The organism is Rhodococcus sp. NPDC004095 (assembly GCF_053604015.1).
Genome location: NZ_JBSGGS010000012.1, coordinates 1 through 19,167, shown reverse-complemented (window position 1 = coordinate 19,167; position 19,167 = coordinate 1). Strand labels below are relative to the sequence as shown.

Here is a 19,167-nt window from a genome sequence, read left to right as displayed (position 1 = left end):
ATGGACATCACGTATCCCGCAGAAGCGGAGGCGTATCGCGCCGAGATTCGCGCGCTGCTCGAATCGAAGCTGCCCGAGGGCTGGCGCGGCATCGGTGCCCTCCCCGAGACCGAACAGGACGCGTTCCTGACGAGCTGGCGAAAGGTGCTCTCCGACAACGACCTGCTCGCCGTGTCATGGCCGAAGGAGTTCGGCGGCGGCGGACTGTCGAGCATCGAGCAGGTGGTGCTCAACGAGGAGCTCATGCGGCTCGGGGTGCCGGACGGCACCGAGAACGACACCCTCGGCATCAAGTTGCTCGGCAACACCGTCGCGGTCCTCGGCACCGACGAGCAGAAGGAGTACTTCCTGCCCCGGGTGCTCTCCGGTGAGCACGTGTGGTGCCAGGGCTACTCGGAGCCCGAGGCCGGCTCCGACCTCGCCGGCATGCGAACCCGTGCCGTCCTCGACGGCGACGAGTGGGTCATCAACGGCCAGAAGACGTGGACGTCGCAGGGGCACAAGGCCAACTGGATCTTCGTGATCGCGCGAACGGATCCGACGGTGGCGAAGCACAAGGGACTGTCCTTCCTGCTGGTCCCGATGGACCAGCCCGGTGTCGAGGTGCGGCCGATCCTCAACGCGGCCGGCTACGTCGCGTTCAGCGAAGTGTTCTTCACCGACGCGCGCACTCCGAAGTCCCACGTCCTCGGCGGCGTGAACGGCGGCTGGAACACCGCCAACACGCTGCTCGGTTTCGAGCGCGGCGTCCGGGCCACCACCGACGCCGTCCGCTTCGGCCGCGAGGTGGAGCGGTTGATCGAACTGGCCCGTGAGCGTGGGCTGACGGCGGATCCGCGCATCCGCGGCGAACTGGCCTGGTGCTGGTCGCGCGTGCAGACGATGCGATTCCGCGGGTACCGTGCACTGACCAAGCTGCTCAACGGCGGGTCGTACGGCGTCGACGGCTCGTTCTCGAAGGTGATCTGGAGCGAGTTCTTCCAGCGCCTCACCGAGGTCGGCATGGACATCCTCGGCCTGGAGGCGCTCACTCCGACCGGCGGTGGCAACGACGGCATGCTGGTGACCCCGAATCCCGGCGCCGACAACTCTTCCCGCTGCTGGACGGAGATCGCGCTGTACGCCCGCGCCGCCACGATCTACGGCGGCAGCTCGCAGATCCAGCGCAACATCATCGGCGAGCAACTGCTGGGACTGCCGAAGGAGCCTCGCCTGGACGGCGGCCCATTCCAGGAGATCGGGCGCCGCAAGAGCGCCTGACCCAACGCTTTTCGTCGCCGTGGCGGCGGAACGAAAGAACGGAAGAACATCGTGTACTTCGCATTCGACGAGGATCAGGAGGAGTTCCGCGCCTCGCTGCGCCGGCTCCTGACCGAACGTGCCCCGATCGCCCGCGTCCGCGAGATCGCCGAGCGCGGCACTCACGATGCCGACACCTGGCAGCTGCTCGCCTCGAACATGGGAGTGCCTGGGCTGCACGTTTCCGAGGAGTTCGGAGGCGGTGGATTCAGCTTCCTGGAAACCGCCATCGTGGCACAGGAACTCGGGCGCGCCCTGACTCCCGTCCCGATGATCGCCACGACCGGTGTCATCGAGGCCGTCCTGCGACTCGGGAGCGAGGTGCAGAAGCGCGAGCTCCTGCCGAGCCTTCTCGACGGCAGCGCGATCGGCGCTCTGGCCCTGAGCGGATCCCGGGACACCGTGGTGGGCTCGGCGACCGTGCGGGCAACCGGTGACCCGGCCGCACCCGAGCTCACCGGTCGCCTCGAGTACGTCGCGTTCGGGCACGTGGCCGACCTGCTGGTGGTCCCGGCGCTCGTGCCCAGCGAGGACAACGTGGCCCTGTACGTCGTCGACGCGCACGCCGCCGGCGTCAGCGTGCACGGCCAGGCATCCCTGGACCTGACGCGTCCGCTGGCCACCGTCGAACTCTCCGCCGCCCCGTCCCGCTTCCTGGGGGCCGACCGGGCCGCCATCGGGCGGGTGACCAACATCGTTCGGACCTTGCTCGCGAACGAGGCGCTCGGCGCGGCCGAGGCCGCACTCGACATGGCGGTCGAGTACGCCAAAGCGCGCGTGCAGTTCAACCGGCCGATCGGGTCGTTCCAGGCGATCAAGCACAAGTGCGCCGACATGGCCATCTCGATCGACGCGGCGCAGGCCACGGTCATGTACGCGTCGATGTGCGCGGACGAGGACAATGACGAGTTCCCCCGGGTCGCGGTGATGGCCAAGGCGCAGGGATCCGAGTGCCTGACGTTCTGTGCTTCCCAGAACATCCAGGTGCACGGCGGCATCGGGTTCACCTGGGAGGCGGACCCGCACCTGTACTTCCGCCGGGCCAAGGCGATCGAACCGATTCTCGGCAACAACGCTCACCACACCGGACTGCTCGCGGACCTGGTCGGAATCTGACCGACCGGCCCGAGCGCCACTCGTCCGCCGCCGATGACGGTGCGCCGCACCGCGTGTCGACGGTGCGGCGACCTGATCAACGAACGGAGAAACGGATGATTCCCATGCGGAGAATGGACGGCGAGGTCGCGCTGGTGACCGGTGGGGGTTCCGGCATCGGGGCCGCTTCCGCACTTCGCCTCGCGGCCGAAGGTGCCGCGGTGGCGGTGGTCGACGTCCACGCCGACGCGGCGGCGGCGACCGCCCGCGCGATCGAAGAGGCGGGCGGGACGGCGCGCTCGTTCGCCGCGGACGTCCGGGACGCGGACGCACTGAAGAGGATCGCGGACGAAGTCGTGGCGGACCTCGGCGAGATCGGCGTGGTGTTCACGGCCGCCGGAGTCAGCGGAGCCAGGCTCGACAGTCACGAGTTGACGGAGACCGACTGGCGCGGTGTGCTCGACATCAACCTGAGTGGCACCTTCTTCACCATCCAGGCGGTGCTGCCGTCGATGCTGCGGCGCGGCAGCGGTTCGGTCGTCACATGCGGATCGACGTCGTCGTTCGTGGCCACCCAGGGCGGCCTGGCGCCGTACCGCGCATCGAAGGGCGGCGTGAAGATGCTGACCCAGACCCTCGCGGTCGAATACGCGCCCAAGGGAATCCGGGTCAACAGCGTGTGCCCGGGGGCGGTCCGGACGAACCTGACGGCGAACACCGCCGCGATCGTGCCGACCGATGGCACCGTGCGCAACCCCTCGAAGCCGCTGTCCGTTCCGATGGGCCGCTACGGGGAGGCCGACGAAATCGCCTCCGTTGTCGCCTTTCTCGCCTCTCCGGACGCCTCATACGTGACCGGTCAGGCGATTCTCGTCGACGGCGGTGTCACCGCGGAGTAGCGGTGTGGGCGAGGCCGGCCGCTGCGGCACGAATTCAGGATCATGGATCTTGACAAGCCCACAATCTAGCCGCATGATTAGCATCATCAAGTGAGCCGAATCACCCGGGTGCGCCAGTTGAGGCCCAAGTCACGCCGATGGCGTGCGCACGCCACGGTTCGGCTCGAGGTTCAGTTTAGGGAGATCCAGTGACCAAGTTCTTCGCCCGCACAGGCGCTTTCGCCCGTGTCGGTGCATTCGCTGCGGCCGGAGCGCTCCTGCTCGCGGGCTGTGCCGAGTCCGGTTCCGGCGGCGCCAACGGAGGCGGCGAGGGTGTCGAGTACGGGGCGAGCAAGGCCGACTACCAGGCCGCTTTCGCCGACGTCGACCCGATCGTCCTGCACACGCAGTCCCCGAGCACCAAGGGCTCTGTCAGCGGCGCGTTCATCGAGTCGTACATCGCGGCGGTCGAGGACTGGTCGGGCGGGAAGATCACCTTCGACGTCGCGTACTCCGACGCGATCGCGAAGGCGACCGAGATCGACAACGCGGTCCAGGACGGCCGACTCGACATCGGCCAGGTGCTCACCGTGTACGAGCCCAAGGAGTTCCCCGCGTCCTCCGCCCTGCTCGATGCCAGCGTGCTGTCCGACCAGAGTGTGGTCACCGGCGTCCTGCAGTCCAATGCGTGGCCTGCAGAGGTCGCATTCTCGACCCCGGAGATCGTGTCCGAGTTCGAGGACAAGGGCCTCAAGCTGCTGATGCCGGCATACAACGCGGGCATGAACGCCCTGTTCTGCGCGCAGCCGCGGACCAGCCTGCCCGAACTCGCGGGCAAGAGCGTCTCGGTGGGCAGCACCGCGGGCAACGAGCAGGTCACCGCGCTCGGCGGTACCCCGACGTCGGTGGCATACACCGAGGCATACGAGGCGCTGCAGCGTGGGGTCATCGACTGCTCGATGGTCAGCCCCGCCGCCGCGGCGATCGGCGGCCTGGTCGAGGTCGCACCGAACACCGTCATCGATCCCGAGGCGGGACTCGCCGTCCCGACCGGCAACATGGTCATCAACGAGGACGTCTGGGCGGGCCTGCCGCTCGTCGCCCAGCAGCTGCTGTGGGACCGCCTCGACGTGTTCATCGCCGGGAGCATCGAGGGCAAGATCTGGCCCGTGACAGTCGAATCCGTGCAGAAGATCAAGCAGTACGGTGGATCGGTGGTGCCGTTCGCGGCGGACGCGCGCACGGCACTGCAGAACGCGAACAACAAGATCGTCGACGCGATCGCCGACAAGCCGGCGCTGACCGACGGCGAGGGCTTCGTGAGCTCGGTGCGTGAGACCTCCGAGAAGTGGAGCAGCATCATCTCGGAGCTCGGCTACAAGAACGAGACCGACTACAACGGCTTCGCCGACTGGTACACGCCCGGCAAGATCGACATCGACCCGTACGTCAAGCGGGTCTACGAGGAGATCCTCCTCGACAAGCGCCCGGCCTGACGGTCCGGGCGGGCAAGGCAAGTCGCCCCGGGGCGAGGGCTCCCCTCGCCCCGGGGCGTTTCACATGGGTGGAGCGCCCGGCGTTCCGTCCCGATCGGGAGAACAGTTCGATGACACAGCGCAACTCGGGGTTGGTGGAGATAGCACTCGACGGTGCGATCGACATGCACACCCACTTCGGCCCGGAGCACCTCGTCGAGCACGTGGTCAAGACGCCGCACAGTGTCGACCCGATCCAGGCCGCCCGGGAGGCCGCCGAGCACGGCATGCGGGCCATCGTGCTCAAGGCGCACGAGTTTCCGTCCACCATCGCCGCGTACTTCGCGAACCAGGCTGTGCCCGAGGTGACGTCGATCGCCGGCATCTGCCTCGACCACCCCGTCGGCGGGCTGAACCCGCACGCCGTCGAGTGCGCCCTCCGGGGCGGCGCGCAGGTGGTGTGGCTGCCGACACTGTCCGCGGTGTCCGACGCCCCGGCGAAGGTCCGCACGTTCTTCGGTGTCGACGAGGGAATCCGCGTCATCGACGCAAACGATGAGTTGCTGCCCGAGGTGCGCCAGATCCTCGACCTCATCAGCGAATACGACGCCGTCCTGGCCACCGGCCACGTCTCCACGGCCGAACACTTCGCGGTGGCCCGCGAATACGCTCGGCGCGGACGGGTGATCGTGACGCATGCGTTGCATGCGACCACCGGACCGCGTCTGACCCTGCAGGAGGTCGCTGAACTCGCCGAACTCGGGGCCTACATCGAGTTTGCCGCGCACACCTGCATGGGTGAGCCGTCGACGTTCGAGTCCGTGGTGGCGGCGATCCGGCGTATCGGACCGGAGAGGTCGGTCCTCGCAACGGACTACGGCTGGACCACGAAGGTTCCCCACCCCGCAGCGGGACTGGGCACGTACGTCAACGCCCTCTGGGACGAGGGCATGACCGAGGCCGATCTCCGGGTGATGGCATGCGACAACCCGGCACTTCTGCTCGGGATGAAGTAGTTCGAATTGATATCAGCGGGAAAGGAATTGTCATGAATCAGGGTCAGGGACGGGTCGCAGGCAAGGTTGCCTTCATCACGGGCGCCGCACGCGGACAGGGGCGTTCGCATGCGCTGCGGCTCGCTCGCGAGGGCGCCGACATCTACGCGACGGACGCGTGTGAGGACATCAAGTCGCTCAGCTACGGGATGGCGTCCGAGGAGGATCTCGTGGAGACGGCCCGCCTGGTCGCCGAGACCGGCCGCCGGATCATCACCCGCAAGGTCGACGTCCGTGACCAGGCCGGACTCGACGCGGCCGCGGCCGACGCCGTCGAGCAGTTCGGCAGCCTCGACATCGTCAGCGCGAACGCGGGCATCTGCGGCTGCCGTCCCACCGTCGAGCTCACCGAGGACGAGTGGCAGGACATGATCGACGTCAACCTCACCGGGGTGTGGAAGACGGCGAAGGCCACGATTCCACAGATGCTCGCGACCGGCGGGGGATCGATGGTCCTCACCAGCTCGGTGGTCACGTACAGCGGGTCCCGCAACGTCGCGCACTACAACGCCTCGAAGCACGGTGTGATCGGTCTCATGCAGACCCTCGCCGCCGAGTACGGCGGGCAGGGAATCCGCGTCAACGCCGTGCATCCCGGCAATGTCGGCACCGACATGCTCTTCAGCGAGTCGACTCTCCGCGTCTTCTGCCCGGACCTCGAGAACCCGACGATCGAGGACCTGCGCGAGCGTGCCCGCGGACGCAACGTCATGGACCTCGCCTGGGTCGAGCCCGAGGACATCACCAACGCGGTGCTGTGGTTGGCATCCGAGGAGTCCCGCTACGTCACCGGCGTCTCGATTCCCGTCGACTGCGGTCTGCGGATCAGCTGACACCCGCGAAACCTGAAGGAGCACAGCATGAGTTCAGCACGCAACGACGGACGCAAGGTCCTGCTGACCGGCGGCGCCGGCGGCATCGGCGCCGCGGCGGCCCGGCGGCTCGCGGCCGAGGGCGCCGCGGTCGCGATCCTCGACCGAGATGGTGACGCGGCACAGGCACTGGCGGACGAGCTGGTCGCAGCCGGCGGCACGGCCGTGGCCGTGGCCGCCGACGTCTCCGACGCGGAGTCCGTCGGGCCTGCCGTCGAACACGCGGCCGCTCAGCTCGGTGGCCTCGACGGCATCGTCACCTGCGCGGGTATCGCCCGGTCCTCGCTCGTGCACGAGATGAGCCTCGAGGACTGGAACGACGTCGTCGGGATCAACCTGACCGGCTCCTTCCTCGCCGTGCGGGCCGCGCTGCCACACATGCTCGAGGCGCCTCGGTCGTCGGTGGTGACCATCGGGTCGGTGGCCTCGCTGATCTCCGCGAACACCAACACCTGCAGCTACGACGCCTCCAAGGCCGGTGTCCTCGGCCTGACCCGGTCCATCGCGATCGGGTACGCGGACCGCGGCGTGCGCGCCAACGCCCTGTGCCCCGGTGTCGTGGACACCCCGCTGGCCCGCAAGGCCCGCGAGAGCGGTGGCGTCACCAGCTCCGCGCTGGATCGCACCCCGCTGGGCCGGCGCGCCGAGGTCGACGAGATGGCCGCGGTGATCGCCTTCCTGATCTCCGACGAGTCCTCGTACATGACCGGCTCGACGGTCACGGCGGACGGAGGGCTGACGACGCAGTAGCGCACACTCGAACATCAGACACAAAGGCTCGGGGAGGGAACGGAATTCCGTTCCCTCCCCGAGCCTTTGTGCTGATCGTCAGAACGCGCTACGTCCACCGTCGACCGTGTAGATGCCGCCGGTCACCCAGTCGGCCTCGTCGCTGGCCAGGAACAGAGCGATCGAGGCCAGGTCGTCGGGGGTGCCCAGCCGGCGCAGCGGGAAGCGTGACGCGGCGTCGGCGTCGAGCGCGATCTGATCCGCGTCCGGCGCCGCCGCACCGCGGTCCACCCGAGACTGGTAGACCAGCGGCGTCGGGATGGTGCCGGGGCAGATGGCGTTCACGCGGACATTGTCCGGTCCGTACGTGACGGCCATCTGCTTCGTCATCGCCACAACGCCACCCTTGGCCGCGGTGTACGGGAAGATCCCGGGCAGGCCGATCAGTCCACCCATGCTGGCCTGGTTGATGATCGACCCCGTGCGGCGCTCGATCATGTGGGGTAGCGCGTACTTCGAGGTGAGCCACACACCCTTGAGGTTGACCGCGATCACCTTGTCCCACTCGTCCTCGGTGGTGTCGGCCGCATTGCCCGCGCCGTTGACGCCGGCGTTCGCGAACACCACGTCGAGCTGACCGAACTCGGCGAGGGTCTCGGCCACCATGCGCTGCGAATCGGCGTCCGAGGTCACGTTCGCGGTGACCGGCAGTGCGCGTCCTCCCGCGGCGGCGATTTCGTCGGAAACCGAGGCGGCCGCAGCCGGATCCAGGTCGACGACGGCGACGGCGGCGCCCTCGGCGCCGAATCGGAGGGCCGAGGCGCGGCCGAGGCCCGAACCCGCGCCGGTGACGAGCGCGATCTTGCCGGCCAGACGTCCGGTGCTGCTCATGAAGATGCCTTTCGGGAGTGGTTGTGGATCACGCGAACAGGGCGGTGAACCGCCAGTCGAGCACCGGCACCGGAGCCTCGTCGCCGCGTGCATTGGGTGGCTCGCCACCGCGGTGGGCGTGAACAAGGGAACGCAGGTGCAGCACACCGCCGGTGGCCAGCGCCTCGGCGGATTCGACGTGCAGTTCGCTGGTGAGGGTGTCGCCCTCGTGGACGGGGCCGGTGTGGTCGCACGACTGCCAGCCGAGGACGGTCACGAGGTTGGGGAGTGCCCGGCAGGCCTGGGCGAGGGCGAGCCCGATGGTGTGGCCGCCGTACACGAGCCGACCTGCGGCGCCGACCCGTTCGTCGTGGTGGGTCGCGGCGATGTTGAGGGTCAGCCGCGCGAGTTCCGGTGCGCCGGTGACGACGTCGCCGCTCGAGGTGAAGACGGTGCCGACCAGTGCCGGATCGAAGTGCGTGCCGGCCACCCGTGCGCGGTACGCGTCCAGATCCAGGCCGGCCGGAACCGTCCACGTCGGCGCGTCCTGCGGTCCGATCGAGGACAGGTCGTCGGCCGGTCCGGGGAGCCCGGGATCGATGCCGGGCCGCAGCGGCAACATGGCGCAGCGGTAGAAGTCGAGGACGACCTCTCCGTGCTGATCGGTGGTGCCGATGCGCAGCGCGGCCAGACCGGTGGCCGGGCGCCCGGGCCTGGCGGAGTTCTGCTTCAGACCGACGACTTCGGTTGTGGTGTAGAGGGTGTCACCGATGTGGGGAAGCCGGTGGAAGCGCAGGCCGCGGTAGAACAGGTTGGCCTTGACGTGGTGGGTGGCCAGCGTGGACTGGCCGATCGCGACGTCCGCAACGAGGCCCGCGTGCGCCACCGGTCCGCCCGCGACGACGGCGGACAGATGTGCGTCGAGCGGCAGGCGCAGGCGGTCCCCGAGGATCGCCTGGTGGGTGGCCGCGATCCCGTCGGTGAGCGTCACGCCGGGGGCGGTGTCGAACACCTGCCCCACCGCCAGTTCGTCGAAGTACGGTCCGCCGACCGCGCGGGTGGTGGTGGTCAAATCAGGCTCCGATCAGCGAGAGGGTGCGGCGGGCGGCGACGGCGACGGCCTCGTCGAGCATCTGGCCGTCGAGCTGTGCGGCGCCGGCGCCGCGGGCCTCCGCCTCCTCGAGTGCGGCCAGGACGCGCCGGGCCTGGTCGGCCTGATCGTCGGTCGGGGTGAAAGTCTCCTGGGCGGTGGCGATCTGGGCGGGGTGGATGACCCATTTGCCGTCGAATCCGAGGTCGGCGACCCACCGGGCGGACTCGCGGAAGGTCGCGTCGTCGGCGATGCCGAGGAACGGGCCGTCGACGGCCTGGATGCCGGCGGCGCGCGCGGCGTGCAGCACGCGGTCCTGGACGAACAGCCACTGCTGCGGTGTCGCGGTGCGGGAACGGCCGAGGACGGCGCCCAGGTCGGCGTATCCGATGATGACGGCGGTCAGGCGGGGGCCGGTGACGATCTCGTCGATCGCGCCGATTCCCGTCGGTGTCTCGATGAGTGCCTGCACCGGAAGGTCCGCGGCGCCGGCGCTGGTGAGGATCGCGTCGGCCTCGACCAATGCGGCGCGGCGCTCCACCTTCGGGATCACGACCGAGGTGAGTGCGTCGCCGAGTGCGGCGCACGCCCGCAGGTCGTCGGCGAACCATCGGGTGTCGGGGCCGTTGATGCGGATCGAGACGGTGCGCTGCCCGCCGTGTTCGCGGATCAGGTCCGACACGAGCGTGCGCGCGGAGTCCTTCAGCGCGGTGGTGACGGCGTCCTCGAGGTCGAGAACCACCTCGTCCGCGGCCGCCCCGAGCGCCTTGCGTGCCTTGCGCTCGTCGGATCCAGGGGCGACGAGGGCCGCTCGTCGACGTACTTCTCTCACGTGGCGGTTCCTTCTCGATCGTGTGCGTGACATGCACAAATGTACGGCCATGGCGATGCGGCGGAGACTCCCCGCCGGCGCGGGTCGGGGGCGGTCCGGCGGGCCCTTTCGGGAGTCTTCCAGCCACGACAAGACCATGTCAATGCTTATCATGATTGACATTTTCTTCCGGCTGCTCGACCATGGCCGTACAAATTCTTTCCGGGCTCGGCGAGCCCGCTACACGGTGAGGACGTCCCGCGTGAGCTACTACCTGAACGACGAAGAAGCCTTCCTGGTGAAGACGGTGCGAGAGTTCGTCGACCGTGAGGTGAAGCCGACGGTGCAGGAGGTCGAGCACGCCAACGAGTACCCCGAGCAGTGGATCGAGCAGATGAAGCAGATCGGCATCTACGGTCTGGCGATCTCGGAGGAGTACGGCGGTGCGCCGGTGTCGATGCCGTGCTACGTGCAGGTCACCGAGGAGTTGGCGCGCGGCTGGATGTCGTTGTCCGGGGCGATGGGTGGGCACACCGTCGTCGCGAAGCTGATCGGTCTGTTCGGTACCGAGGAGCAGAAGCGCACGTACCTGCCGAAGATGGCGACCGGAGAGATCCGCGCGACCATGGCGCTCACCGAGCCGGGTGGCGGCTCGGACCTGCAGGCGATGACCACGAACGCCAAGCGTGACGGGGACGACCTGGTGATCACCGGCGCCAAGACGTGGATCACCAACGCACGACGCTCGGGTGTCATCGCGCTGCTGTGCAAGACGGATCCGGCCGCGACTCCGCGGCACCGGGGGATCTCGATCGTCCTCGTCGAACACGGTCCGGGACTGACGGTCTCGCGGGACCTGCCCAAGCTCGGCTACAAGGGGGTGGAGAGCTGCGAGTTGTCGTTCGACAACTACCGGATCCCGGCGACGGCGATCCTCGGCGGCATCGAGGGCAAGGGCTTCGGGCAGATGATGAAGGGTCTCGAGACGGGCCGCATCCAGGTTGCCTCGCGCGCGCTGGGTGTCGCCGCCGCGGCGCTGGAGGATTCGCTGGCGTACGCGCAGCAGCGGGAGAGCTTCGGGCAGCCGATCTGGAAGCACCAGTCGATCGGCAACTACCTCGCGGACATGGCGACCAAGCTGACCGCCGCCCGCCAGCTCACCCGGCACGCCGCCGAGAAGTACGACGCCGGGGACCGCTGCGACATGGAGGCGGGCATGGCCAAGTTGTATGCGTCGGAGGTGGCGATGGAGATCGCCCTGAACGCGGTGCGCATCCACGGCGGCTACGGCTACTCCACCGAGTACGACGTGGAGCGCTACTTCCGGGACGCGCCGCTGATGATCGTCGGCGAGGGCACCAACGAGATCCAGCGCAACGTCATTGCCGGGCAGCTCGTCGCCCGCGGCGGTCTGTGACCGGCTGTGACATGAACAGCGCTGTGACATGAACGGTACGGGGCCGGCCTACGCGCAGCTCGTCCGCCGGATTCGCGACGAGGTGGCGTCGGGCGCCTACGCCGACGGTGTCCGGCTGCCGACCGAGGCGGAACTCGTTCGGCAGCACGGGGTCAGCCGGCAGACCGTCCGGCGTGCGTTCGCCGACCTCGTCGCGGACGGTGTCGTCTATCGCGTACCGGGGCGCGGGACCTTCGTCGACGAGACGGGCCACCGCTACCGTCGACAGCTCGGGTCGATCGAGGACCTGCTCGAACTCGCTTCGGACACCACCATGGAGATCCTCGTGCCGCCGCGGCGCGGGGTCGACATCGACGCCGCCAGCCGGCTCCGGCTGGACACCGATCTGCTGTATTCGGTGGTGTTGCGCCGGTTGCACGACACGGTCCCGTTCGCGTACACCACCGTGTACCTGCCCGACGCGGTGGCCGCCCACCTCCTGGAGGCCCCGGAGCTGGCCGTCGGCGCGAGGAGTCGCAACACCGTGATGGGCCTGCTCGAACCCCATCTGACGAGTCCGATCGCCGAAGCCGCCCAGTCGATCACGGTCGCGCCGGCCACCGAGGTCGTGGCCGGCGAATTGTGCTGTGCGGTAGGCCATCCGTTGCTCCGGGTCGACCGGCTGTACACGAACGGACTCGGCGAGGCGACCGAGTTGTCCGTGAGCTTCTTTCTGCCGGAGCACTACACGTATCGCGTGACCCTGCGGCGGTCCGATCGGCACAGACCCCCGCAACGACGACAGGAGTTGTGAATCATGAAGGTATTCCGGGGAATCGACGAGGTCGAGGCCGCCGTGGGAGATCACGTCGGCTACAGCGACTGGATCGAGGTCACCCAGGAACGCGTGGACGCCTTCGCCGACGCGACCGACGACCACCAGTGGATTCACGTCGATCCCGAGCGGGCGGCGGCGGGACCGTACGGCGGAACGATCGCGCACGGCTATCTGACGCTGTCGCTCCTCCCGGCACTCGGGAACCGGATCTTCGACGTCGACGGCGTCCGCATGAAGATCAACTACGGCGCCAACAAGGTCCGCTTCCCGGCACCCGTGCCGGTGGGTTCGAGGATCCGGTGCGGTGCCCGCATCGAATCTCTCGAGCGCACACCCAAGGGCGCCAACCTGATCACCGTGTACACCATCGAGATCGAGGGCGCGGAGCGTCCGGCGCTGGTCGCCGAGACCATCCGCGTCCTCGTCGACTGAGAGGGAACTTCACATGACACGCGCAGCTTTGGTTGCCCCCGTCCGGACTGCGGTCGGACGATTCGGCGGCGCACTCAGGGACGTGCAGGCCGTCACCCTGGCCACCACGGTGATCAAGGAGACCGTGGCGCGGTCGGGGATCGACCCGGAGCTCATCGACGATGTCGCGATGGGGCAGTCGTACGCGAGTTCCGAGGCCCCGTGCATCGGCCGCTGGGCCGCACTCGATGCGGGCCTGCCGATCTCGGTCGCCGGCCTGCAGACGGACCGTCGTTGCGGCACCGGACTCCAAGCGCTCGTGACCGCGGCGATGATGGTGCAGACCGGCGCTGCGGACGTCGTCCTGGCCGGCGGCGTCGAGTCGATGAGCAACATCGAGCACTACACCACCGGCGCGCGCTGGGGTGCCCGCTCCGGCGGTCTGCAGTTGTTCGACCGGCTCGACCGAGGTCGGGAACGGTCTCAGCCGGAATGGCGCTTCGGGCGGATCAGCGGAATGATCGAAACCGCCGAGAACGTGGCCGGCAAGTACGGGATCACCCGGGAGGATTCCGACGCGCTCGCCGCTGAGAGTCATCGCCGTGCCCACGAGGCATGGGAGGCAGGGCGATTCGATGCCGAGGTGGTTCCGGTGGAGATCACCGACCGCAAGGGGAACGTGACGACTTTCGCGCGCGACGAGGGGATCCGTCCCGACTCGACCGTGGAGTCCCTCGGGAAGCTGCGGGCGGTCACGCCCGGCGGGGTGGTCACCGCTGGCAACGCGAGCCAGCAGAACGATGCCGCGGCATCGGTTCTCGTCGTCTCCGAGGATCGCCTCGAGGAGCTGGGGCTCGAGCCGATCGGGTTCCTGGAAGGCTGGACGGCTGCGGGATGCGATCCCGCGCTCATGGGCCTCGGCCCGGTCGCGGCGGTGGAGAAGCTGTTCGCGCGCACCGGACGTCGCTTCGAGGACTTCGACCTCGTCGAACTCAACGAGGCGTTCGCCTGCCAGGTCCTCGGCGTCCTCGAGGGCTGGGGGTGGGACGACCGGGAACGGCTGAACGTCAACGGTTCCGGCATCTCGCTCGGGCACCCGATCGGCGCCACCGGGGTTCGCATGCTGACCACCGCGCTGCACGAACTGCAGCGCCGCGGTGGCGGGCGGGCGCTGCTGACCATGTGCATCGGTGGTGGTCAGGGCATGGCCGCGTCCGTCACGTCGGCCTGAGCTCCCACCCGCACGTGGGCCCGGACCGGTCACCGGTCCGGGCCCACGAACGTCTCGGCCGGGTGGTCAGCGTCCCCGCCAGACCGGGGCCCGCTTCTCCGCGAAAGCGCTGGCGCCTTCCTTCGCGTCCTCCGACGCGAACACCGGCAGCAGGACCTCGCGCTGACGGTCGAATGCCTCGTCGGGGGCCCACGCGGCCGCCTCGACGATGATCTTCTTGGTCGCGGCGACTCCGAGCGGCCCGTTCGCGGTGATCCGGTCCGCGAGTTCGAGTGCGGCCCCGAGGGCCTCGCCCGGCTCGGTCAGCCGATTGATCAGCCCGTACTCGTAGCCGTCCTCGGCGGTGAAGGTGTCACCCGTGAGTGCGAGTTCCATCGCCTTCGCGTACGGCATCCGGGTCGGCAGGCGGAGCAGTCCGCCCGCGCCGGCGGCGAGGCCGCGCTTGACCTCGGGGAGGCCGAACCGGGCGTTCGTCGCCGCCACCACGAGATCGGTCGCGAGGGTCAGTTCGGTTCCGCCCGCGAGTGCGTAACCCTCGACCGCGGAGATGATGGGCTTGGCCGGGGGACGATGGGTGAAGCCGAGGCCACGCCCCTCCACCAGGATCGTCTCGCCCGCGAGGAATGCCTTGAGATCCATTCCGGCGCAGAAGTTTCCGCCCGATCCCGTCAGGACGGCGACGGACAGTCCGGGATCCCCGTCGAGTTCGTCGACCGCCGCCGCGAGCCCGCGGCTCACCTCGGCGTTGATGGCGTTGCGGGAGTCGGGTCTGTTGATCGTGATCAGCAGGGTCCGGTCACGTCGTTCGAGCAGCACTGCATCCGTCATCGTGGGCACCTCTCGCCGGAAGAATAGTAATGATGATAATAATAAGCATGGCGAGGTGAAGGCGTCTGTCGCGGCGGGTGCGTGACGAATCGGCCGTTCCGTGGTGCCGGTGGCGTCGAGATCCGGGTGCGGCGAATGCGGAGACGGCTGCTACGGAGGGGCCGTGTTCCCGCGCAACGCTATTGGGCGGTCTCCCAGGTTACCGGCCGAGCGAGCACCTCGGGTCCGAGCTTGCGAAGAATCCTCGCCATCTCGTTCATGTGCGCAAGCATCGCTTCCTCGGCCAGATCCGCATCGCGCGCACGCAGCGCCGCGACAACCTTTTCGTGCGCGGCCAGGTCCTTCTTCCGGTACTGCAGCGGATAGCCGGCGAACATCGGGCCCTCGAAGATGCCGTCGAGGGCGTCGATCAGGTAGCCGAACAGGGCATTGCCCGACGCCCACGCCAGGATGTCGTGGAAGTCCTTGCTGGTCTCGTGGAAAAGCGACAGGTCCTTGAGGCTCTCGCCCATGCGGGTCACCGACTCGTCGAGCGCGGTGAGCTGCTCGTCGGTGATGCGCTCGGCGGCCAGCCGGGCATTCATCGGCTCGAGGCTCATGCGCACCTCGAGGAGGGTGTCGAGCGACGCCTTCTCGAACTGCAACAGCAGTGCGATGCTGTCGAGCAGATTCGACGCATCCGGCTTCTCGACGGTGGGCCCCCCGCCGGGGCCCGGCTTGAGCGACAACGCCCCCGACAACTCCAGGTATCGGAGGGACTCCCGCAGCGTGCCGCGGCCGACCTCGTACTCCTCGAGCATCACCCGCTCGGGGGGCAGGCGATCGCCGGGCCGCAGGTTCTTCCGGGCGATCTCGGCCACGATCCGCCGGGCCACGATCATCGCGGTCTTCTCCGGTCGATCGGATCTACCCGCCACCCTCACCACCTCCGCGCCCCGTACGCTCGACTCGAGTGGTGAACTTACAGCGTCTGCCCCCCGGGGTCGGGGATGCCCCGCCGGGTGGCGGGCAGGCGTCGGCGAGAACGAGCGCGGCCCGCCCGGGGTGGGGATCTCAGGATGCTTTCAGAATGCGTTCCTATCCTGGAGGGTCGGCCAGAACCGGCGGAAAGAGCAGGCCCGAATCATGAGCAACCCGGACGATCAGCGCACACCAGACGGCACCGAGGCTTTGCCCGTAGATCCCGACCCGACGTCGGAATGGGCGCAGCGCCCCGTGCCGGCGACCCCCGACCAGCCGACCGAACAGATCGGGTTCACCGCGGACCCCCATCAGGCGTACGGCGGCGCGGCGGGTGAGAGTCCCACCCAGGCGTACCCGACGCAGGCGTACCCGACCGAGGTGCACCCGACCCAGGCGTACCCGACGCAGGTGCACCCGACCCAGGCACACCCGACGCAGGCCTACCCCACGCCGGGGTATCCGGCGCAGGCTGCGTCCAACCCCACGCAGGCGTACCCGACGTACGACGCGTATCAGGGGCAGCCGCCGAACGCGACGCAGGCGTACCCGACGTACGACGCGTATCAGGGGCAGCCGCCGAACGCGACGCAGGCGTACCCGACGTACGACGGGTACCAGGGTCAGCCACCGATCCCGCCGCAGTCCTTCCCGGCGCCGGACGGGGCCGGTGGACCCGACGACGAGAAGAAGGGGCCGGGCAAGGGTGTCGTGATCGCCGCGGTCGCGGTCGCCGGACTGCTGCTGGCCGCGGTCGTCGGCCTCGGTGCGATGCTGCTGAGCTCCGGCGGCGACACCGCCGACACTGCGTCCGCGCCCACGACCACGCGCACCCAGCCGCCGGTCACCCCGCGCCCGACGACACCGCCGCGCACCACGGAACCGGAAATCGAGCCCCCGGACCTCTCGCGGATCCCCGGTGGTGTCGGTGAGGCGATCGGCGCGGCGGGCGCGGCGGTCGGCAGCGTCAAGTCGAACGCCGGAGGCACCCTGATCCTCGACGGCATCGGCGGCTCGCAGGTCACCGTCACCACGGACGCGTCAACCAGGGTGATTGCGCTCGGTGCGAGTTCCGTGGCCGACCTCAAGGTCGGTGAGACCGTTCTGGTGCAGGGCGATCGCGGTGCCGACGGCACGGTGGCGGCCCGGGTCATCATCAGCACCTCGATCCCGGATCTGGGGGACTTCGGTGGCAACTGACGACACCGACTTCGAGCCGAGTGACGCGCACGGCGCTTCGGCTGGATATGGTGACGAGCGATGACGCTCATCTGGTTCGGACTCTCGGCGATCGCGCTCGCAGGCGCGATCGTGTTGTTGTACGTCGATCGCAGCCGCCGCGAGCAGTACGGACGCGTCCGGCAGATCTGGGCGAAGGCCCAGGGGTACATCTACAACGAGTCCGACGACCAACTGCCGTCCAATTGGCACCGGGCCGCGCTGGCCCGTCAGGAGTACCTCGGCGCGGTCGACGTCGTCCAGGGCACCCGACGCGGCGAGGACTTCGTGCTGTTCGACCTGCCGGAGGCGGTGACCATCGTCGCGGTGCGGCGGACGGTCGGCTCCGACGTCGACATCGACCTCCGGTTGAAGTCCACGCCGCCGCCGAAGGACGCCGACCTGAACCTGCTCGGCGCGATCGGTCCGCGGGTGGTGTTCGCCACCGACCTCGAGATCGCGCGACGGGTCTGCGACCAGCGGATGGTCACCTTTGCGGAGACGGTGCCGCCGCAGGTGCAGATGCTGTGGAGCGAGGGGGAGTGGACCCTCGGATCGCTGCCGGTCACGAGCAGCGGCCGGGACTGGGACGCCGCCATCGAGGCCGTCTCCCGTCTGTCCGGGATCCTGCACGTGCTGCCCCCGGTGTCGCAGCCGGCGAGCCTTCCCTCGGAGACCATCCACGACCCGGGGCGGCCGTTGCCGCATCCGCTGGACCTGCGCGCCGACGACTGATCTCCCCGGTCTGCCGGGCTCGGAACGAGGGCGTGTTACTGGTGTGGCGTGAGATGTCCAAAGTGAGTAGATTTCCCGCTCGTGACTGTTGTGGCGATAGTGGCTGTAGTTGCCGTTGTGCTGTGCTGCTTGGCGCTGACGGTTGTCCGTAGGACGCGTCGCTGCGAGGCGAACCTGACCGCGAGCAGGAACCTGCTCGACGCCGAACTCAGCCGCCGGTACGAGCAGACCGACCTCCTCGTCGCCGCCGCCCGCACGGCAGGAATGGACTCCGCCACCGTCGCACCGCTGGCCGGCGCACGGTCGCTCGCGATGGGCGTCCGCACCCAGGGGCTCACACTCGGCGAGCAGGCCGGTTCGGAGAACGCACTGTCGGCCGCGCTGCACCAGGTGATGACCGAGGCCGCCCGCGACCCGCGGATCAAGAACGACTGGACCGTCCAGCGGCCAGTCCTGGACCTGCAGGTCACCGAGCAACGCCTCGCCGGGGCCGCCCGCGTCTACAACGATCACGCTGCCGCGACTAACGCGCTGGTGCGCGGGATCGCGACCGGACCGATCGCCCGGCTCATCGGTGCTCGCGCGGTTCCGCTGTTCGAGGCCATGCAACTCCACGTCCCCACCGGCGAGCCGGTGCCGCTGGGGGAGGGCGCCGGCGTTTAGAACCCGGCGGTCCCGCCCCTCGTCCGTGCCGCGCAGCCGACTAGGCTGGCATGCCGACAACGCACGTGAGAAGGAGCGGTCGATGACGGAGAAAGCTGAGCTCGCCGGGCTCGTACGGGAGCTGGCTGTGGTCCACGGAAAGGTCACCCTGTCATCCGGCAAGGAGGCCGACTACTACGTGGACCTTCGCCGCGCGACGCTGCACCACCGCGCCGGACCGCTGATCGGCAAGCTGCTGCGCGAGATGGTCGCGGACTGGGAGTTCGACGCCGTCGGCGGCCTGACCATGGGCGCCGACCCGGTCGCGCTCGCCGTGATGCACGCCCCCGGCCGGCCGATCGACGCGTTCGTGGTGCGCAAGGCCGCCAAGGCGCACGGCATGCAGCGGCAGATCGAGGGACCCGATGTCACCGGCAAGCGCGTGCTCGTCGTCGAGGACACCACCACCACCGGCAACTCGCCGCTGACCGCGGTCAAGGCGCTGCGTGAGGCCGGCGCGATCGTCGTCGGTGTCGCGACCGTCGTCGACCGGGCCACCGGCGCCGACGACGTGATCGCCGCCGAGGGCGTCGAGTACCGCTCCCTGCTCGGACTTTCGGACCTGGGGCTCTAGGCAGCTCCGCTGCTCGTGCGTGGTTTGCGGGTCCCGGGACCCGCAAACCACGCACGAGCGCCGGAGGCGCCTATCGTGGGCCGGTGCCGATCCGGAAGAA

At 69.1% G+C, this 19,167-nt stretch carries 20 protein-coding genes; 15 read left to right on the top strand and 5 right to left on the bottom strand.

Annotated elements, in window-relative coordinates; all coding sequences use genetic code 11:
* The 7 genes from ACWEPG_RS21955 to ACWEPG_RS21925 all read left to right on the top strand — a co-directional run bounded on the left by ACWEPG_RS21955 (position 1) and on the right by ACWEPG_RS21925 (position 7,424).
* Positions 1-1,260 carry an acyl-CoA dehydrogenase family protein gene (locus ACWEPG_RS21955; protein WP_452595306.1) on the top strand — a complete coding sequence of 420 codons (1,260 nt, stop codon included), beginning with the start codon at positions 1-3 and terminating at the stop codon, positions 1,258-1,260.
* A gap of 51 nt (positions 1,261-1,311) precedes the next feature.
* On the top strand, positions 1,312-2,415 hold the full coding sequence (locus ACWEPG_RS21950) for an acyl-CoA dehydrogenase family protein (RefSeq protein ID WP_452595305.1): 1,104 nt from the start codon (positions 1,312-1,314) through the stop codon (positions 2,413-2,415).
* 104 nt (positions 2,416-2,519) lie between these two features.
* The gene (locus ACWEPG_RS21945) at positions 2,520-3,293 is read left to right on the top strand and encodes an SDR family NAD(P)-dependent oxidoreductase (RefSeq protein WP_450136406.1); all 774 of its coding nucleotides are present in this window, start codon (positions 2,520-2,522) and stop codon (positions 3,291-3,293) included.
* Between the two features lie 188 nt (positions 3,294-3,481).
* Entirely contained in the window at positions 3,482-4,768 is a 1,287-nt protein-coding gene (dctP, locus tag ACWEPG_RS21940) for a TRAP transporter substrate-binding protein DctP (RefSeq protein ID WP_452595304.1), read from the top strand.
* 110 nt (positions 4,769-4,878) lie between these two features.
* Positions 4,879-5,763, top strand: coding sequence for a DUF6282 family protein (locus ACWEPG_RS21935; RefSeq protein ID WP_450117142.1), 885 nt, complete (start codon positions 4,879-4,881; stop codon positions 5,761-5,763).
* 32 nt (positions 5,764-5,795) lie between these two features.
* Entirely contained in the window at positions 5,796-6,635 is an 840-nt protein-coding gene (locus tag ACWEPG_RS21930) for a mycofactocin-coupled SDR family oxidoreductase (RefSeq protein WP_452595303.1), read from the top strand.
* A 27-nt stretch (positions 6,636-6,662) separates the two neighbouring features.
* Positions 6,663-7,424 (top strand): SDR family NAD(P)-dependent oxidoreductase, encoded by a 762-nt coding sequence (locus ACWEPG_RS21925; RefSeq protein WP_450117144.1) that lies wholly within the window; start codon positions 6,663-6,665, stop codon positions 7,422-7,424.
* Between the two features lie 78 nt (positions 7,425-7,502).
* On the opposite strand, the gene ACWEPG_RS21920 is transcribed toward ACWEPG_RS21925, so the two are convergent.
* The 3 genes from ACWEPG_RS21920 to ACWEPG_RS21910 are packed head-to-tail and all read right to left on the bottom strand — an operon-like array spanning position 7,503 to position 10,228.
* On the bottom strand, positions 7,503-8,294 hold the full coding sequence (locus tag ACWEPG_RS21920; RefSeq protein ID WP_450136404.1) for an SDR family NAD(P)-dependent oxidoreductase: 792 nt from the start codon (positions 8,292-8,294) through the stop codon (positions 7,503-7,505).
* Between the two features lie 28 nt (positions 8,295-8,322).
* On the bottom strand, positions 8,323-9,345 hold the full coding sequence (locus ACWEPG_RS21915) for a MaoC family dehydratase (protein WP_450117146.1): 1,023 nt from the start codon (positions 9,343-9,345) through the stop codon (positions 8,323-8,325).
* A gap of 1 nt (position 9,346) precedes the next feature.
* On the bottom strand, positions 9,347-10,228 hold the full coding sequence (locus ACWEPG_RS21910; protein WP_452595302.1) for an HpcH/HpaI aldolase/citrate lyase family protein: 882 nt from the start codon (positions 10,226-10,228) through the stop codon (positions 9,347-9,349).
* 208 nt (positions 10,229-10,436) lie between these two features.
* On the opposite strand from ACWEPG_RS21910, the gene ACWEPG_RS21905 reads away from it, so the two are divergent.
* Genes ACWEPG_RS21905 through ACWEPG_RS21890 form a run of 4 tightly spaced genes read left to right on the top strand, consistent with a single transcriptional unit; the run spans position 10,437 to position 14,050 of the window.
* A complete protein-coding gene (locus tag ACWEPG_RS21905; protein WP_450117148.1) occupies positions 10,437-11,591 on the top strand; it encodes an acyl-CoA dehydrogenase family protein in 1,155 nt (384 codons plus the stop codon).
* 28 nt (positions 11,592-11,619) lie between these two features.
* On the top strand, positions 11,620-12,384 hold the full coding sequence (locus tag ACWEPG_RS21900; protein WP_450117149.1) for a GntR family transcriptional regulator: 765 nt from the start codon (positions 11,620-11,622) through the stop codon (positions 12,382-12,384).
* 3 nt (positions 12,385-12,387) lie between these two features.
* Positions 12,388-12,840: a MaoC family dehydratase gene (locus ACWEPG_RS21895; RefSeq protein ID WP_450117150.1), complete on the top strand. Its 453-nt coding sequence runs from the start codon at positions 12,388-12,390 to the stop codon at positions 12,838-12,840.
* Between the two features lie 13 nt (positions 12,841-12,853).
* Positions 12,854-14,050: an acetyl-CoA C-acetyltransferase gene (locus tag ACWEPG_RS21890; protein WP_452595301.1), complete on the top strand. Its 1,197-nt coding sequence runs from the start codon at positions 12,854-12,856 to the stop codon at positions 14,048-14,050.
* 66 nt (positions 14,051-14,116) lie between these two features.
* Here ACWEPG_RS21890 and ACWEPG_RS21885 read toward each other — a convergent pair whose 3' ends face one another.
* Together ACWEPG_RS21885 and ACWEPG_RS21880 are read right to left on the bottom strand one after the other, a co-directional pair.
* Positions 14,117-14,878, bottom strand: a complete 762-nt coding sequence (locus ACWEPG_RS21885) for a crotonase/enoyl-CoA hydratase family protein (protein ID WP_450117152.1) — start codon at positions 14,876-14,878, stop codon at positions 14,117-14,119.
* A gap of 179 nt (positions 14,879-15,057) precedes the next feature.
* Positions 15,058-15,795 carry a FadR/GntR family transcriptional regulator gene (locus ACWEPG_RS21880; RefSeq protein WP_450117153.1) on the bottom strand — a complete coding sequence of 246 codons (738 nt, stop codon included), beginning with the start codon at positions 15,793-15,795 and terminating at the stop codon, positions 15,058-15,060.
* 208 nt (positions 15,796-16,003) lie between these two features.
* Here ACWEPG_RS21880 and ACWEPG_RS21875 point away from each other — a divergent pair, with 208 nt between their 5' ends.
* From ACWEPG_RS21875 to pyrE, 4 genes are all read left to right on the top strand, one after another.
* Complete coding sequence (locus ACWEPG_RS21875) at positions 16,004-17,038, top strand: DUF5666 domain-containing protein (protein ID WP_452595300.1); 1,035 nt, start codon at positions 16,004-16,006, stop codon at positions 17,036-17,038.
* Between the two features lie 60 nt (positions 17,039-17,098).
* Positions 17,099-17,791 (top strand): hypothetical protein, encoded by a 693-nt coding sequence (locus ACWEPG_RS21870; RefSeq protein WP_450117155.1) that lies wholly within the window; start codon positions 17,099-17,101, stop codon positions 17,789-17,791.
* A 129-nt stretch (positions 17,792-17,920) separates the two neighbouring features.
* The gene (locus tag ACWEPG_RS21865; protein ID WP_450117156.1) at positions 17,921-18,454 is read left to right on the top strand and encodes a LemA family protein; all 534 of its coding nucleotides are present in this window, start codon (positions 17,921-17,923) and stop codon (positions 18,452-18,454) included.
* Between the two features lie 82 nt (positions 18,455-18,536).
* Positions 18,537-19,067: an orotate phosphoribosyltransferase gene (pyrE, locus tag ACWEPG_RS21860; protein ID WP_450117157.1), complete on the top strand. Its 531-nt coding sequence runs from the start codon at positions 18,537-18,539 to the stop codon at positions 19,065-19,067.
* Positions 19,068-19,167: the final 100 nt, after the last annotated feature.

Bases quoted from the DNA above. Each gene is read 5' to 3' on its own strand.
- ACWEPG_RS21955 (WP_452595306.1), top strand. From the start codon at position 1: ATGGACATCACGTATCCCGCAGAAGCGGAGGCGTATCGCGCCGAGATT.
- ACWEPG_RS21945 (WP_450136406.1), top strand. From the start codon at position 2,520: ATGCGGAGAATGGACGGCGAGGTCGCGCTGGTGACCGGTGGGGGTTCC.
- ACWEPG_RS21935 (WP_450117142.1), top strand. From the start codon at position 4,879: ATGACACAGCGCAACTCGGGGTTGGTGGAGATAGCACTCGACGGTGCG.
- ACWEPG_RS21930 (WP_452595303.1), top strand. From the start codon at position 5,796: ATGAATCAGGGTCAGGGACGGGTCGCAGGCAAGGTTGCCTTCATCACG.
- ACWEPG_RS21925 (WP_450117144.1), top strand. From the start codon at position 6,663: ATGAGTTCAGCACGCAACGACGGACGCAAGGTCCTGCTGACCGGCGGC.
- ACWEPG_RS21920 (WP_450136404.1), bottom strand. From the start codon at position 8,294: ATGAGCAGCACCGGACGTCTGGCCGGCAAGATCGCGCTCGTCACCGGC.
- ACWEPG_RS21910 (WP_452595302.1), bottom strand. From the start codon at position 10,228: ATGTCACGCACACGATCGAGAAGGAACCGCCACGTGAGAGAAGTACGT.
- ACWEPG_RS21900 (WP_450117149.1), top strand. From the start codon at position 11,620: ATGAACGGTACGGGGCCGGCCTACGCGCAGCTCGTCCGCCGGATTCGC.
- ACWEPG_RS21895 (WP_450117150.1), top strand. From the start codon at position 12,388: ATGAAGGTATTCCGGGGAATCGACGAGGTCGAGGCCGCCGTGGGAGAT.
- ACWEPG_RS21890 (WP_452595301.1), top strand. From the start codon at position 12,854: ATGACACGCGCAGCTTTGGTTGCCCCCGTCCGGACTGCGGTCGGACGA.
- ACWEPG_RS21885 (WP_450117152.1), bottom strand. From the start codon at position 14,878: ATGACGGATGCAGTGCTGCTCGAACGACGTGACCGGACCCTGCTGATC.
- ACWEPG_RS21875 (WP_452595300.1), top strand. From the start codon at position 16,004: ATGAGCAACCCGGACGATCAGCGCACACCAGACGGCACCGAGGCTTTG.
- ACWEPG_RS21870 (WP_450117155.1), top strand. From the start codon at position 17,099: ATGACGCTCATCTGGTTCGGACTCTCGGCGATCGCGCTCGCAGGCGCG.
- pyrE (WP_450117157.1), top strand. From the start codon at position 18,537: ATGACGGAGAAAGCTGAGCTCGCCGGGCTCGTACGGGAGCTGGCTGTG.